Here is a 15630-nt window from a genome sequence, read left to right as displayed (position 1 = left end):
ATTTTCTTTTGTGGGTTAGCCCAGAATATCCTTGGACTGGATGCGCTCCACGCCGGCTTCAGCCATGGCGGCCCAGGCGGCGGCGAGGCTGCCATTGGTGTCGATGGCGCGGCTGGCGTCGTCAATGACGGTGACGTCGAAGCCGCCGGCGGCGGCGTCGATGGCGGTCCAGCTGACGCAGAAATCGGTGGCGAGGCCGGCGATATAGAGCCGGTCGACTTCGCGTTCATTGAGATAACCGGCGAGGCCGGTCAGCGTCGAGCGGTCGGCTTCCTGGAATCCAGAATAGGAATCAATCAATCGGTTGAAGCCCTTACGGATGATCAGCTGGCCATGCGGCACGTCGAGATCGGCGGACAAGGCCGCGCCGTGGCTGTTCCAGACGCAATGGTCGGGCCACAGCACCTGGGGGCCATAGGGCAGTTCCACCATGTCGTAGGGGGCCTTGCCGGGGTGCTGGCTGGCGAAGGAAATGTGATCGGACGGGTGCCAGTCCTGGGTGAAGATCACATTGCTGAAATGGCGGGCCAGGGTGTTGATCAGCGGCACGATTTCGTCGCCGCCGGCCACCGCCAGACTGCCGCCCGGCAAAAAGTCATTCTGCACATCGACCACGACCAGCACGTCGGTGGGATTGATCTTGATGGTCATTTTCACTCCAGAAATCGTCAGTTTGCAGCAAGAAGGCTTATTGTACCCATTCGGCGCGGATGAGGCCGCGCACGGAATTGCCGAGCCAGACGGCGTCGGCCTTTGGCAAATCATCCAGCGTCAGAATCTGTTCCATCGCGCGACCGGTGGCCAGCAATTCGGCGCGCAGTGTGCCGGGCAAGAGGCCCGAGGATAGTGGCGGGGTCAGCAAGACCCCATCGCGTTCGAGGAACAGGCTGGTGATCGAGCCTTCGGTCAACTCATTGCGTTCATTGCAAAATACCACCTCATCAACGCCCAAAGCCGCCTGGGCGCGCTGGCGCGGTTCGTCGAGCATGGCCCGGTTGGTGGTCTTGTGCAGCAGAAAACGGTTCTGCGAATCCTGGCGTGTATCGGCGATGGCGAAGCGGAACAGGGCCGGATTGGGCGGCAGGGGCACGGCTGTAATGGCCGGGCCGCTGGCGTCGAGGGTGAGCCGTACCCGCATGGCGGCGTCGGTAAAGCTGTCAGCATGATCTGCCAGCATGCTGGCGATTTTCTCGCGGTTTGCTGGCAGTTGGAAATAGCGTGCCGACAATTCGAGCCGGTGCAGGTGACGCTCGAGCAGATCATAGCCGCTACCCGGTTGCCAGAGCAGGGTTTCGATCAGGGTCACCGGTTGGGCCGGTTCGGTGAAAAACGCCATTTTGAGCAGAGCCTCGCGATATTCGTCTTCGGCCTGACTATCGGCGACGATGCCGCCGCCAATGCCGATTTCGCCGTTGCCGTGATTGTCGATGACCGCGGTCCGAATCGCCACATTGAGGGTCAGATCGCCATTGGGGGCGAAGTAGCCGATGGAGCCGGTATAGACGCCGCGCGGTCCGGCTTCGACCTGGTGGATGATTTCCATGGCGCGCAGTTTGGGCGCGCCGGTGATCGAACCGCAGGGGAAGAGATTGGCCAGCAGGTCACTGGTGCTCACCCCCGGGCGGCGCTGGGCGACAATGCCCGAGGTCATGGTGTGCAGCGTGGAAAAGGTTTCGACGGTGAACAGGTCGGTGACCTTGACCGAGCCGATTTCGGCGATGCGGCCGAGGTCGTTGCGCAACAGGTCGACGATCATCAGGTTTTCGGCGCGGTTTTTTTCGTCACTGGCCAAAGCGGCCCGCCCGGCTGCGTCCTCGGCCAGATTGCGGCCGCGCTTGAGCGTGCCCTTCATCGGGCGGGCGCTGAGCTGGCCGGCCCGGCTCGAGACGAAGAGTTCGGGCGAGCGCGACAATATCCAATGGGTGCCAGTGTTGATCAGCGCGCCATAGGCGACCTGCTGTTTGCGCACCAGTTCGCGATACAGCGCCAGCGGATCGCCGTCCAACTGGAAGCCGGCCTTGAAGGTGAGGTTGACCTGGTAGGTATCGCCGGCCGCGATCAGGCTCTTCACGGTGTCGAAGGCCAGGCCATAGGCGGCTTCGTCCATGCGCGGAATGATGTTGCGGGCCGTGCCGGTGCTGATGCCAGCGAGGCGCTGCTCGACCTGTGCCGGGCTCAGGCGTTCGGGGGCGTCGTAAAGGCCGAGCCAGAGCAGGGGGGTGGCGTTGCGCTCTGGTAAAAGGGAGGTGAGGCGCTCCTCGAAGACAAAACCCAGCTCATAGGCGAGATAACCGGCAGCATGCAGGCCCTCGGCATTGGCCGCCTCCAGCCGGGCCAAAGCCGCCCGCACGCCGGCAGCGTCATGGGCGCACAAAATCTCGCGCGGGGCGGTGAACAGCAAATTCTCCCCGGCGGGATCGAGAGTATCGTGGAGCAGCACTGAACCGGGGGCGAACATGGCGGCTTTCTAATGGCTTTTGCCGCGCCCGTCACCGGGTTCGCCGTGCGAAAAAATTGCGGCTGGCCCCATGGCGCCGCTTCCGCTGATTTGGGCCGCCATGCTAAATAGCAGCGCGCCGGCGGCGGAATTGCCACCGGCTTGGGAGACTTCCATGAACTTTAATCTCAAGGGCGGCCTTGCCGCCCTGTCGCTGCTGGCCTTCGTCGTGCCGGCGGCCGCGCAGACTGTCGAATTCACGCTGATCAATAACAGCTCGCAGGCGCTGCATTATTTCTACACCAACCCAAGCAATATGGATGCCTGGGGCGAGGACCTGCTGGGCGAGGACGGCACGCTGGAATCCGGCGAGCAGGTCGTAGTCACCATCGGCGATGGCTCGGACCAGTGCCTGTATGATTTCCGCTTCGAGACCGGCGAAGGCTCGATGTTGGAAGTTACCGAGGTCGATATCTGCGAACTCAGCAGCTACACGCTGACCGACTAACCCGCAAAAAAACGCGGTGTCATCCCGGCCTTGAGCCGGGATCCATCCCGAGATGGCTGCACCGGCTTGATCTCAGGATGGGCCCCGGCTCAAGGCCGGGGTGACATCGAGCGTGGGGCGATGTTTTACGACGTCACTCAAGGGGGAGGGTGTCGACTGAGACAATCGCGATAGCCCGGCAACGCCGGTCTCCGCCAATTCACCCCTTTGAGCGCTTGAAGCCATTGGGCGCCCCCCCTATATAGCCAGCAAGCCCAGACACGGGCGTATTCCAGTGCAAGGAACCCGGCCTTCACCGGCCACGGGGCTGCTTCCGAAGCGGAGGGCTCCAGCACGGGTTTGCTAGAAGAGAGGCTAATTCATAAATGGCTAAAGTCATCGGTATCGATCTGGGCACCACCAATAGCTGCGTTGCAGTGATGGACGGCGCCAATCCCAAGGTCATCGAAAACGCGGAAGGCGCACGCACCACGCCATCCATGGTCGCCTTTTCCAAGGACGGCGAACGTCTGGTTGGCCAGCCGGCCAAGCGCCAGGCCGTTACCAATCCGGAAGGCACGCTGTTTGCGTTCAAGCGCCTGATCGGGCGCCGCTACGACGACAAGGTCGTGGCCAAGGACAAGAACCTCGTCCCCTTCAAGATCGTCGCCGCCGAGAATGGCGATGCGTGGGTCGAAGCCTCGGGCGAGAAGTATTCGCCCTCGCAGGTCTCGGCCATGATCCTGCAGAAGATGAAGGAAACCGCCGAATCCTATCTCGGCGAAACCATTACCCAGGCCGTCATCACGGTTCCGGCCTATTTCAACGACAGCCAGCGCCAGGCCACCAAGGATGCGGGCCGCATCGCCGGCCTTGAAGTGCTGCGCATCATCAACGAGCCGACCGCTGCGGCGCTGGCCTATGGCCTCGACAAGAAGAACACCGGCACCATCGCGGTCTATGACCTTGGCGGCGGCACCTTCGACGTGTCGATCCTGGAAATTGGCGACGGCGTGTTCGAGGTGAAGTCCACTAATGGCGACACCTTCCTCGGCGGTGAAGATTTTGACATGCGTCTGGTCGATTACCTGGCCGACGAGTTCAAGAAGGAGCAGGGCATCGACCTTCGAAGCGACAAGCTCGCTTTGCAGCGCCTCAAGGAAGCAGCGGAAAAGGCCAAGATCGAACTCTCGACCCTGACCCAGACCGAAATCAACCTGCCCTTCATCACCGCCGACGCGTCGGGCCCCAAGCACCTGACGCTCAAGCTGAGCCGTTCGAAGCTCGAATCGCTGGTCGACGACCTGATCCAGCGCACCATCGAGCCGTGCAAGCAGGCGATCAAGGATGCCGGCGTCACCGCCGCGCAGATCGATGAAGTCGTGCTGGTCGGCGGCATGAGCCGCATGCCCAAGGTGCAGGAAATCGTCAAGCAGCTGTTCGGCAAGGAGCCCCACAAGGGCGTGAACCCGGACGAAGTGGTGGCACTGGGCGCCGCCATTCAGGCCGGCGTGCTGCAGGGCGACGTCAAGGACGTGCTACTGCTCGACGTGACCCCGCTGTCGCTGGGCATCGAGACGCTGGGTGGCGTGTTCACCCGGCTGATCGATCGCAACACCACGATCCCGACCAAGAAGAGCCAGACCTTCTCGACCGCCGAGGACAATCAGAGCGCGGTGACCATCCGCGTGTTCCAGGGCGAGCGCGAAATGGCCGCCAATAACAAGCTGCTGGGCAATTTCGACCTCAGCGGCATCCCGCCGGCCCCGCGCGGCGTGCCGCAGGTGGAAGTGACCTTCGACATCGACGCCAACGGCATCGTGCAGGTTTCGGCCAAGGACAAGGGCACCGGCAAGGAGCAGCAGATCCGCATCCAGGCCTCGGGTGGTCTCAGCGACGCCGACATCGAAAAGATGGTCAAGGAAGCCGAGCAGAACGCCGAAGCCGACAAGAAGAAGCGCGAATCGGTTGAAGCCAAGAACCAGGGCGAAAGCCTGATACACTCGACCGAAAAGTCGCTCAAGGAATATGCCGACAAGGTTTCGGCGGAAGACAAGAGCGCTATCGAAGCCGCCATCAACGACCTCAAGGGCGTGATCGAAGGCGACGACGGCGAAGTGATCAAGGAAAAGACCGACGCCCTCGGCCAGGCGGCAATGAAGCTGGGCGAGGCCATGTACAAGGCCAGCCAGGCTGAAGCCGAAGCCAAGGCCAATGGCACCGACGATGATGGCGAAGACGACGATGTGGTCGACGCCGACTTCGAAGAGGTCAAGGACGACGACGGCCAGAAGTCGGCCTAAGTTTGGCGATATGATCGCCAGCATGAATTGAAGGGGGTCCGGCGTCAGCCGGGCCCTTTTTTTGTTGCGGGGGCTGCCTCCCTTCTCCCCTTGCGAGAGAAGGGGCCCCGAAGGGGCGGATGCGGAGTCTCTTTCCTGAAATCGCAGCATGGGGGCGCGCAGCACCCTCACCCTGAAAATCGGCTGAACGCCGATTTTCAGTCCCTCTCCCTCAAGGGAAGAGGGGAAACGGAGCCTTAAATTCTACACTTCCGCTTAGAATTGGCTTTTCTGGGCTGCATAGCCTATGAAGGCACATGAACATTCCAGACCCCCAGACCTTCATCGAACCCGAAAAACTGCGCAAGCTCATGGCCAATGCCGTGCGCCTGGGCTATCCCGACTTGGCCTTTGGCTGTCAGTTCCGCATCGCCGAACTGGCCGGCAACGCCCATGGCAAGGCCTTTGAAGGCCCCGCCGCCGAGCGCGCCGTCGAGCGCCTGTTCTGGATCGGCCTTGTTACCGCCGAAGAACTCCGCACCGCCGATAATGGCCGCACCACCCGGCTGATCAAGGTTCGCGCCAAGCACAAGCGCGTCGGCGCCGTGCGCCTGCTGTCCGATCTGATGATGACGGCCGAGCTGAGCGATGGCTTTGAAAAGCTGGTCGCCAATAACCGCAGCGACCTCACCGGCGAAGCCATCGTGGTCAGCCACGAAGACCTGTTCAGCATCGATGCGGTCAATGCCGCGCGCAAGAAGCTGATGGACCAGGGCGTGACCCTGAGCGAAACCGCCGAAGCCTGACCGTCCGCCGCTCGCTGCTTCGGCCTCCCCCGAAACTTGCAGAGCGCGTGACCGACCCCGCCATTCGAGCCCCAGCCCGCATGGCATCCCCGCAAACAATGCTCCGCTGGAGCGATTTCCCCCTAACCTTAACCTTCCTTCGTGCCATTCGAGCGTAGCTCGCATGGCCTTCTCGCCTAAAATCGCTCCACTGGAGCGATTTTGCCCTGCGGGCCGGTGAGAAGTTTCACGTGAATCCTTGTTTTCGGCCCCGGAGCGATCCGGGGCTTTTCCTTGTGGACAGCGTCCGACGCCGCAAAATGGGCTTGATTGAGTCAAGTGCCAGCCGCTTTTCGGGTGCAAATGAGCCACATGCGTTTCTGAGGCCGCTGCCATGACCGAATCCACCGCCGAGCATCCTGCGGCTGACACCACCGACTCCATCGGGCGGCTGGCCGAGCTGATCGCCGGCGATCCGATGGAACGGATCGATGCCGATATGAAGCATGTGCTCGATGGCATGGCCGAGCTGGGCGCGCGGCCGCTGGAGCTGATTTCGCCGGTGATGGCGCGACGCCAGCCGCGGGCGGCCGAAGCGATCAGCGCCATTCTGGACCGGCAGGAGCGCGAGCGCCCCGAGGATGGGGTCAGCACCGAAGACATCGCGATAGCGGGCGCTGACGGCGAATTGCCGGCGCGGCTCTATCGGCCCATGGGCCTACTGAGCCGCAACAACCCGATGATCCTTTATTTTCATGGCGGCGGCTTTGTCACCGGCGACCTCGACAGCCATGATGCCTCGGCGCGGGCTTTGGCCCGGCGCAGCGGCGCTATCGTGGTGTCACTCGCCTATCGGCTGGCGCCGGAGCATAAATTTCCAGCGGCGCATGACGATGCCTGGGCGGCGTGGCGCTGGCTGCTGGCGGCGGCACAGGGACTGGCCGGCGATGCATTGCGGCTGGCCGTGGCCGGCGAGGATGCCGGTGGCAATCTGGCGGCTTATGTGGCGCTGCGGGCGCGCGATGAGCGCGTCATCAAGCCGGTGCACCAAGTGTTGATCCACCCCATTGCCGGGGCCGAGCTGTCGACGCCATCCTATGGCCAGACCCTGCGGGCGCAGCCGATCGGACTGCCGGCGATGCGCTGGCGGTTCCGGCAGCTGTTCAATGACGACGCCGAGCGCAGCGATCCGCGCATCGCCCTGACCGAGATTGCCAATCTGGCCGGCGTGGCCCCGGCGACCATCGTGCTGGCGGGTATCGACCCGCTGCGCTCGGAAGGCGAAGCCCTGGCCGCAGCCCTCGAAAGCGCCGGCGTCCCGGTGCAGTGCTGGACCTATGATGGGGTCACGCAGGGGTTTTTCGGCCTGGGCCTCGTGGTCACCAAAGCGCTGTTCGCGCAGGCCGATGTGGCCGATGCGCTGGGCAAGGCGTTTGCGCCGGACCGGCGTAGCTGACCCCACATCCTGCCAAAGCACAGCATGCCTTGCCGTTTGACGGCCTGACGCATTGAAGCGCGCGCGCTGGCTTGCTATGAGCCAGCCATGGTTTTGCCGGTTGCGGCCCCACCACCCCTTGCGGGACGTGGGGTCGATTGCCATCTAGGGGCAGACACCGGGGCATAATTTGATGCAGGGCGCGCGCCGGCGCGACCAGCAGGTTCGGAGACTATTTTTGGCCAAACGCGATTTCTACGAGGTGCTCGGCGTACAGAAGGGCGCTGACGACGCAGCGCTCAAGAGCGCCTATCGCAAGCTCGCCATGCAGCACCACCCCGACCGCAATCCGGGCAATGCCGACGCCGAAGCCAAGTTCAAGGAACTCAGCGAGGCCTATGACACGCTCAAGGACGGCCAGAAACGCGCCGCCTATGACCGGTTTGGCCATGCCGCCTTTGAAAATGGCGGCGGGCGCGGGCCGGGCGGTGGTTTTGGCCCCGAATTCACCTCCTCGATGTCCGATATCTTCGACGATATCTTTGGCGACTTCATGGGCGGCGGCGGTGGTGGCCGGGGCAGGGGTGGCGGCGCCGCCAAGCTGCGCGGCAGCGATCTGCGCTATAACCTCGAAATCAGCCTCGAAGAGAGCTTTGAAGGCCGCACCGTCGAAATCGACGTGCCGACGCTGGTCGGCTGCAATACCTGCGATGGTTCGGGCGCCAAGCCGGGCACCGGCACCCATACCTGCCGCCAGTGCAATGGCCATGGCAAGGTGCGCGCCGCGCAGGGCTTCTTCACCATCGAGCGCACCTGCCCGGTCTGTCAGGGCCGTGGCCAGATGATGGACCAGCCCTGCACCGATTGCGGTGGCCAGGGCCGCCGGCAGGAAAATCGCAAGCTCAGCGTCGATATCCCCAAGGGGATCGAGGACGGCACCCGCATCAGGCTGGCCAATGAGGGCGAGGCCGGACTACGCGGCGGACCGCCGGGCGATCTCTATATTTTCATCTCGATCCGCCCGCATGAGCTGTTCCAGCGCGACGGGGCCGATCTTTATGCTCGCGTGCCGATTGCCATGACCACGGCGGCTTTGGGTGGCGAATTCGAAGTGCCGACGCTGGATAATGCCCGGGCCAAGGTGAAAGTCGCGGCCGGCACCCAGCCGGGTCAGCGCGTCCGCCTCAAGGGCAAGGGCATGCCGGTGCTGCGTTCCAAGGATGTCGGCGATCTCTATGTGCAGCTCGATATCGAGACGCCGCAAAATCTGAGCCGCAAGCAGCGCGAGCTGCTGGAGGAATTCCAGCGCATCACCACCGAGGACACCAATCCGACCTCGGAAGGGTTTTTCGCCAAGCTCAAGAAGATGTTCGAGGCCTAAGCATTGTCCGATCCGATCGCGCCGGCCTCGCCCATTCCCCCAGCAGCCGGCCCGATCGAGATCGTCCTGGCGTTTGACGACGCCTTCTGGGCGCCGACTTACGCCACCATGCGTTCGATCTGCCTGACGACGCATCACCCCGAGCGGCTGCGGTTTCATCTGCTGCATCGCACGCTGACGCCCGAGCATCACGCCGCCATCGCCAGCATCGGCAGTGATTATGGCGCAGTGCTGAACTTCATCGATATCGATGCGCGCAACATCTTGGCGGAGCGCATCGCGGCGTTCCCCAAGATCCGGCTGGCGCGGCTCAACCCGATTGTCTATGCGCGGCTGTTTCTCGGCGATCTGCTCGATCCCGCGATTACCCGCGTGCTGTATCTGGACAGCGATCTATTCGTACGCAGTGCGCTTGATCCGCTGTATTTCATGGATATGGACGGCCACGCCATCGCCGCCGTGCTGCAGCCCGACCGCACCCATTGCATCGCCGGGCAGGATCTGCGCGCCCGCAATGCCTTCTCCATGGCCGAGCCCTATTTCAATGCCGGGGTGATGCTGATCGATATGGCGCAATACCGGGCAATGGATTTTGCCGCCACGCTGGCCCAGCTGGAGCCAGCCGAGCTGGCGATGTTCTATTACGATCAGGACATGATCAATTACTGCTTCAAGGGGCGGATTCTCGAAGTCGAGCCGCGCTGGAATTTGCAGAATGCCGAGCCGGCGCATGAGGTGTTCAACCCGACCATCGTGCATTTTTCGGCCAATGCCAAACCCTGGCTGAGCTGGTCGCGCGTCGCCTTCAAGCGCACCTATCGCCATCTGATGACCAACCAATATTACTACCAGTATCGGCGCGAACGCCTGCTGCGCCGGCTCAAGCGGCTCGTCGGCTGGCGCTAAGCCGGCTTGCCGGAGGCGAAGGCGGCGGGCAGAGTGGGTCCATAACAAGGACCAATCCCCCATGCTGACTGCGCTAACGCTTTGCGGCTCGATCCGCAAAAATTCCTATAACCGGATGCTGCAGGAGCATGTCGGGCACAAGCTGGAGGCGGCGGGCGTGGCGGTCAACGCCATCAGCCTCGCCGATTTCGAAATGCCGATCTTCAATGAGGATCTGGAGCCCGACCATGTGCCCGAGGCCGCCGGACGGCTGGCCGAACTGTGGCGCAGCCACGACATCGTCTTCATCGCCAGCCCGGAATATAATGGCGGGCTGACGCCGCTCACCGTCAATATGCTGGCCTGGCTTAGCCGGCAAAAACCCAGCCCGTTTCGCCATGCGGTATTCGGCATTGGCGGGGTCAGCACCGGCAAATATGGCACCATTTTCGGCCTCAGCCATCTGCGCGATTCGCTGAGCAAGATCGGGGCGCTGGTGGTGCCGACTTTGCTCGGTATCGGCCCGGTCGAAGACGCCTTCGACAAAGACGGCAATCCCACCGAGCCCGCCATCATCCGCAAGGTCGACCAGATCGTGCAGGAACTGACCCAGTTCCGCCGGGGCGGCTAACCATGCGGGCGCTGTATCTGACCCATCCGCAGGTGGCCATCGACGCCAATATGCCGGTGCCGTTATGGGGGCTGTCGGCCCTGGGCCGGCAACGCGCCGAGGCATTTGCCCAATCGGGCGCCGTGCCGGTCGGGGCGATGATCTTTTCCAGCAATGAGCGCAAGGCGCTGGAATTGGCGGAACTGCTGGCTACGGCGGCCGGCACAGCGGTGCTGAGCGAGCATGCGATGGGCGAGAATGACCGCAGCGCCACCGGCTTTTTGCCACCGGCCCTGTTCGAGGCGACCGCCGACCGGTTCTTTGCCGCGCCGGAGCAGAGCATTGATGGCTGGGAGCGGGCCATCGACGCCCAGCGCCGCATCGTCGCGGCGGTAGCGGCCGCACTAGCCCGGGTGCCGGAGGGCACGCCGGCGATACTGTGCGGCCACGGGGCGGTGGGCACATTGCTCAAATGCCATGTGGCCGCGCGGGCAATTTCCCGCGCCGAGGATCAGGGTCCCGGCGGCGGCTATGGCTTTGTTTTCGATTTCGGCGCCGGCCGGCTGCACAGCGAGTGGACAGCGCTGGAACAGCTCGCGCCGGATTGGCTGGCCCGCGCTAACCTTGCGACAATCGCGAATTTGCTCTAGTCCGAACCCAACATCGACAGTGGAGAAAGACCATGGCTGGCCAATTGATCGTGGGCCTCGACGTTTCGTCGCGCGCCCGTGCCGAAGAGATCGTCTCCCTGCTGGGCGATACGGTGGATTTCTACAAGATCGGCTATCAGTGCTTTTATGGCGCTGATGGCTATGCGCTGGGCAAGGCGCTGATCGCCGCCGGCAAGAAGGTGTTCTTCGACCTCAAGCTGCTCGATATCGACAATACGGTCGAAAAGGGCGTCGCTGCCTTTGCCGAAACCGGCGCCACCATGCTGACCGTGCATGCCTATCCCAAGACCATGCGCGCCGCCGCCAAGGCTGCCGCCGGCTCCAATCTCTGCGTACTGGGCGTCACGGTGCTCACCTCGATGGACGACGAAGACGTCAAGGAAGCCGGCTATGAGCGCGACGCCGCCGGGCTGGTGGCGCTGCGGGCGCAGCAGGGCCGCGACGCCGGCATTGGCGGGTTGGTGGCCTCGCCACATGAAGCCACCATGGTGCGCACCATTGTCGGCAACAAGCTGGCCATCGTGACCCCCGGCATTCGCCCGGCGGGCAGCGCCATGGGCGACCAGAAGCGGGTGATGGGCCCAGCCGAGGCACTGGGGGCCGGCGCCAGCCATCTGGTGGTGGCGCGACCGATCATCGAAGCTGCCGATCCGGCGGCAGCGGCGCGGGCGATCCTGCATGAAATGAACAACGGGACGCGCCTCGCATGACCAGGTTTTCCGCCTGCATCGACATGCTGTTCGTCGGCGAAACCACCAATGTCGCCGAGCGCATCCGGCTGGCCAAGGCCAGCGGCATGGATGCGGTGGAATTCTGGCTGTGGTCGAACAAGGACCTCAACGAAATCGAGGACGCGCTGGGCGCGACCGGATTGCCCTTGGCCGGCATTGTCGCCGAGCCGTTTGCCGAACTGACCCGCGTTACCGACCATGACCGCTTTCTCGCCGGGCTGGAACGCAGCCTTGCGGTGGCGCAGCGGCTGGGCACCAAAATGATGATTGCCCAGGCCGGGCCGGAACTGGCCGGCGTGCCGCGCCAGCAGCAGCATGATGCGCTGGTCGAGGCCATGGCGCGTTCGGCTGAGGTGCTCAAGGGCTCTGGCGTGCAGCTGGCGCTGGAGCCGCTCAATACGCTGGTCGATCATCAGGGCTATTATTTGCCGTCGACGGTGGAAGGGCTCGACATTGTCGATGCGGTCAACCGCCCGGAAATCGCGCTGCTGTATGATCTTTATCATTCGATGGTGATGGGCGAGGACACCGCAACGGTATTGGCCGGCCGCGTCGACCGCATCGCCCATATCCACATCGCCGACCACAAGGGCCGCAATCAGCCGGGGACTGGGGGCTTGCCGCTGCGGGCGAGTCTCGATTGGCTCGAAGGGCAGGGCTATGCCGGTTATGCCGGGCTGGAATTCGTGCCGATTGGGGCGACGGCCACGGCGCTGGATGAGACGCGAGTGGTGCTGGGGCGTTAGGGCGCTAGCGCCCGCCACCACCGCGTCCGCTCATCACAACCGCCACCCCACCCCCGATGTTACCCCGGCCTTGAGCCGGGGCCCATCTCGAGATCACGCCAGCACACCCATCTCAGGATGGGTCCCGGCTCAAGGCCGGGATGACACCGCGTTTAAATGCACGATTTGCGCTAGCGCCTATCCGACCAGGCCGTGCTGGCGGCTGAGGTCTTCCAGGTCGAGCTGTGGCCTTGCGCCGATGTGGCTGATGACTTCGGAGGCGGCCAGGCACCCGGTCTTGAGGGCGCTTTCCAGCGTCTGGCCACGGGCCATGCCGAGCAGGAAGCCCGAGGCGAACAGATCGCCGGCGCCGGTGGCGTCGACCACGCGGTCGACCGGGAAGGCCGGGACCGAGGTGATTTCGCCATTGTAGATCGCCATGGCGCCGTCGGCGCCCATGGTGATGGCGGCGAGTTCGGTGTCCTTGGCGACTTCGCGCACGGCTTCGCCCAGATCGTCGGTCTGATACAGCGACTTCAGCTCATGCACATTGGCAAACACATAGTCGATGGTCTTGGAGCGCATCAGATCGAGGAATTCGGGGCGGAAGCGATCGACGCAGAAGGGGTCCGACAGGGTGAAGGCCGCGGCGCGCTCATGCTTATGGGCGTAATGCGCGGCGCGGACGAAAGCCTTCTTGGCTTCCACCGGGTCCCACAGGAAGCCTTCCATATAGGTGATGGCGGCGCCGCCGATTTCGTCTTCGAAGATATCGGCTTCGGTCAGCTCGTGGCAGGCGCCCAGATAGGTGTTCATGGTGCGCTCGCCATCGTCGGTGACGAAGATCATGCAGCGCGCGGTCATGGCGCCGTTGATCAGGGGGAGCGTCGAATAATGCACGCCCAGATCGCCCATGTCGGCGGCGAACACCGCGCCCAGATCATCCTGCGCCACCTTGCCGACAAAGGCCGCCCGGCCGCCCAGCGAGGCGACGCCCGCGGCGGTATTGCCGGCGCTGCCGCCGGAGAATTGCTGCCGGCCGACCGGCATCTTGGCATAGAGATTGGCCGCCCGATCGCTGTCGATCAAATGCATGATGCCCTTGTTCATCGCCTCGCCGGCAATGAAGGACTCCTCCACCGGGGCAATGATATCGACAATGGCATTGCCGATGGTGAGGACGTCGAAACGGGTCTGGGTCATGCGAGGGTCCGGCGTGAGGGAAGGCCGTGAGCCGGTTTAGAGCAGGACCGGGGTCGGTGCAACCTCGCGGTTCTCGATGATGGCGGTGATCAGCGCCTCGATATCCTCGCCGGCCTGCATGGCGATCTGCCCGTCGAGCAGCAGCACCGCCAGCCCATGCACCCGCGCCCAGGCGGCCAGAGCCGCCATCCGGCCATTGCGGCCATCGCCACCGCTGACCTGGCGCAAGGTGGCAAAGGCGGCTTCGGCGGCAATGCGCAGGCCGGGCCGATTGTCGCGCCGCAGCTGGGCCGAGAACATCAGCCGGAACAAGGCCGCATTATCCAGCGCGAACAGCACATAGGTCTTGCCCATCGCCGCCAGCAGATCGGGCGGATTGGCGGCGCTGACCTCCGCCATGGCGCGGGTGAAGCGCTGATAGCCGGTGACCGCCAGCGCCTCGAGCAAGGCGGCCCGAGAATCGAAATGCCGATAGGGCGCCGCCGGCGACACCCCCACCGCCCGCGCCAGATCGCGCAGGCCCAGCCCCGCCTCGCCCTCGCGTTCGAGGATCAGCAATGCCGCTTCGAGCAGGGCATTGCGCAGATCGCCATGGTGATAGGGCGCATTTGGACGAGATGTTGACATTGTTCACTTATAGGAAAATATATGTAAGCGTTGATTACATGACGCGGAGAGGACGCGCAAATGGATATCGATCTGCTGCTGACCATTGGTCATCATCTCGCGGTGTTTAGCCTGGTTGGCATTATTGCCGCCGAATTTGCGCTGCTGCGGCCGGGATTGGCCGGGCCGCGCGTCAGCCAATTGGCGCGCATCGACGGCGTCTATGGCGCCATGGCCGGGCTGGTGGTCATCGTCGGGGTGCTGCGGGTGATCTTTGGCGCCAGCGGCTGGGAATATTATGTCGGCAATTATGCCTTCTGGGCCAAGATGGCGGCCTTCGTGGCGGTCGGGCTGCTGTCGATCAAGCCCAGCATCGCCATCCGCCACTGGGCCCTAGCGGCAAAAACCACGGCGGATTATGCCGTCCCGGCAGATGATCTCGCCAGCAATCGGCGCTTCATCCACTACCAGTTGGGTGTGCTGCTGCTGATCCCGATCTTTGCCGCGATCATGGCGCGGGGGTGAAGGCCGCTAGCGGCCGCTACCATTCAATCCACTGCATTCTCCCCGCCGTCATCACCCGGCTTGTCCGGGTAATCCATGCCGCAGCAGATGGATTGCCCGGACGAGCCGGGCAATGACGATGGTGGGGTGGGCTGGCGCAAGGCGGGAGAGCGCGGCCGAACCTAGTCCCGGCCGCTACTTGCCCACGGGCAGCGGCGATTTCGGTTCGAACTGGCACCATTGCTTGATCTCGCAGCGCCAGCATTCGGGCTTGCGCGCCTTGCAGACATAGCGGCCGTGCAGGATCATCCAGTGATGCGCATGCAGCAGATATTGCTTGGGGATCACCTTGAGCAAATGCTGTTCCACCGCCAGCACAGTCGCCCCCGGTGCCATGCCGGTGCGATTGCCGACGCGGAACAGATGGGTGTCCACTGCGATGGTGGGCTGCTTGAACCACAGATTGAGCACCACATTGGCGGTCTTGCGGCCGACGCCGGGCAGGGCCTCCAGCGCCGCGCGATCATCGGGCACCTCGCCGCCATGCAGATCGAGCAGCAGCTGGCTCAGGGCGAAGACGTTTTTCGCCTTGCCACGAAACAGCCCGATGGTGCGGATATCATCGGTAATCTGCTCGACGCCCAGCGCCACCATGGCGGCGGGGTTGTCGGCCAGTTCGAACAGGGCCTTGGTGGCCTTGTTGACGCCGACGTCCGTCGCCTGCGCCGACAGCACCACCGCCACCAGCAGGGTAAAGGCATTGCTGTAATCGAGTTCGCCCTTGGGCTCGGGCTCGATTTCGTGGAAGCGGTGAAAGATGGCTTCGACATCGGCTTTGGAGAGCGGTTTCACTTTTTTGACTGCGGCCATTCTCTCGCCCCTGATTCT

At 63.6% G+C, this 15630-nt stretch carries 16 protein-coding genes; 11 read left to right on the top strand and 5 right to left on the bottom strand.

The window, feature by feature from the left end; genetic code table 11:
* Positions 1-15: 15 nt before the first annotated feature.
* Complete coding sequence (gene pncA / locus ACX3OW_RS02360; RefSeq protein ID WP_459094135.1) at positions 16-651, bottom strand: bifunctional nicotinamidase/pyrazinamidase; 636 nt, start codon at positions 649-651, stop codon at positions 16-18.
* Positions 652-688: 37 nt separating this feature from the next.
* Positions 689-2458 carry an aminodeoxychorismate synthase component I gene (pabB, locus tag ACX3OW_RS02355; RefSeq protein WP_459094134.1) on the bottom strand — a complete coding sequence of 590 codons (1770 nt, stop codon included), beginning with the start codon at positions 2456-2458 and terminating at the stop codon, positions 689-691.
* Between the two features lie 154 nt (positions 2459-2612).
* Between pabB and ACX3OW_RS02350 the strand changes: the two genes are divergently transcribed.
* From ACX3OW_RS02350 to ACX3OW_RS02305, 10 genes are all read left to right on the top strand, one after another.
* The gene (locus ACX3OW_RS02350) at positions 2613-2945 is read left to right on the top strand and encodes a hypothetical protein (RefSeq protein WP_459094133.1); all 333 of its coding nucleotides are present in this window, start codon (positions 2613-2615) and stop codon (positions 2943-2945) included.
* Positions 2946-3310: 365 nt separating this feature from the next.
* Positions 3311-5227, top strand: coding sequence for a molecular chaperone DnaK (gene dnaK, locus ACX3OW_RS02345; protein ID WP_459094132.1), 1917 nt, complete (start codon positions 3311-3313; stop codon positions 5225-5227).
* A gap of 296 nt (positions 5228-5523) precedes the next feature.
* Complete coding sequence (locus tag ACX3OW_RS02340) at positions 5524-6012, top strand: hypothetical protein (protein ID WP_459094131.1); 489 nt, start codon at positions 5524-5526, stop codon at positions 6010-6012.
* Positions 6013-6385: 373 nt separating this feature from the next.
* Positions 6386-7447, top strand: coding sequence for an alpha/beta hydrolase (locus tag ACX3OW_RS02335; protein ID WP_459094130.1), 1062 nt, complete (start codon positions 6386-6388; stop codon positions 7445-7447).
* 217 nt (positions 7448-7664) lie between these two features.
* On the top strand, positions 7665-8807 hold the full coding sequence (gene dnaJ / locus ACX3OW_RS02330) for a molecular chaperone DnaJ (RefSeq protein ID WP_459094129.1): 1143 nt from the start codon (positions 7665-7667) through the stop codon (positions 8805-8807).
* A gap of 3 nt (positions 8808-8810) precedes the next feature.
* Entirely contained in the window at positions 8811-9713 is a 903-nt protein-coding gene (locus ACX3OW_RS02325) for a glycosyltransferase family 8 protein (protein ID WP_459094128.1), read from the top strand.
* 61 nt (positions 9714-9774) lie between these two features.
* Positions 9775-10323, top strand: coding sequence for an NADPH-dependent FMN reductase (locus ACX3OW_RS02320; RefSeq protein WP_459094127.1), 549 nt, complete (start codon positions 9775-9777; stop codon positions 10321-10323).
* 2 nt (positions 10324-10325) lie between these two features.
* Positions 10326-10952, top strand: coding sequence for a histidine phosphatase family protein (locus ACX3OW_RS02315; RefSeq protein ID WP_459094126.1), 627 nt, complete (start codon positions 10326-10328; stop codon positions 10950-10952).
* Positions 10953-10984: 32 nt separating this feature from the next.
* Complete coding sequence (pyrF, locus tag ACX3OW_RS02310; RefSeq protein ID WP_459094125.1) at positions 10985-11683, top strand: orotidine-5'-phosphate decarboxylase; 699 nt, start codon at positions 10985-10987, stop codon at positions 11681-11683.
* The gene (locus ACX3OW_RS02305; protein WP_459094124.1) at positions 11680-12450 is read left to right on the top strand and encodes a TIM barrel protein; all 771 of its coding nucleotides are present in this window, start codon (positions 11680-11682) and stop codon (positions 12448-12450) included. Before pyrF ends, ACX3OW_RS02305 begins: the two co-directional genes overlap by 4 nt.
* 177 nt (positions 12451-12627) lie before the next feature.
* Here ACX3OW_RS02305 and ACX3OW_RS02300 read toward each other — a convergent pair whose 3' ends face one another.
* The gene (locus tag ACX3OW_RS02300) at positions 12628-13632 is read right to left on the bottom strand and encodes an adenosine kinase (RefSeq protein WP_459094123.1); all 1005 of its coding nucleotides are present in this window, start codon (positions 13630-13632) and stop codon (positions 12628-12630) included.
* 36 nt (positions 13633-13668) lie between these two features.
* Positions 13669-14259, bottom strand: a complete 591-nt coding sequence (locus ACX3OW_RS02295; protein ID WP_459094122.1) for a TetR/AcrR family transcriptional regulator — start codon at positions 14257-14259, stop codon at positions 13669-13671.
* Positions 14260-14319: 60 nt separating this feature from the next.
* On the opposite strand from ACX3OW_RS02295, the gene ACX3OW_RS02290 reads away from it, so the two are divergent.
* On the top strand, positions 14320-14763 hold the full coding sequence (locus tag ACX3OW_RS02290; protein ID WP_459094121.1) for a DUF2214 family protein: 444 nt from the start codon (positions 14320-14322) through the stop codon (positions 14761-14763).
* 174 nt (positions 14764-14937) lie between these two features.
* Here ACX3OW_RS02290 and nth read toward each other — a convergent pair whose 3' ends face one another.
* Positions 14938-15612 (bottom strand): endonuclease III, encoded by a 675-nt coding sequence (gene nth, locus ACX3OW_RS02285; protein WP_459094120.1) that lies wholly within the window; start codon positions 15610-15612, stop codon positions 14938-14940.
* Positions 15613-15630: the final 18 nt, after the last annotated feature.

It is taken from the genome of Devosia sp. A449 (assembly GCF_054489375.1).
The sequence above is the reverse complement of the archived record's forward strand: the minus strand, read 5'-3'. Positions and strand labels throughout refer to the sequence as shown.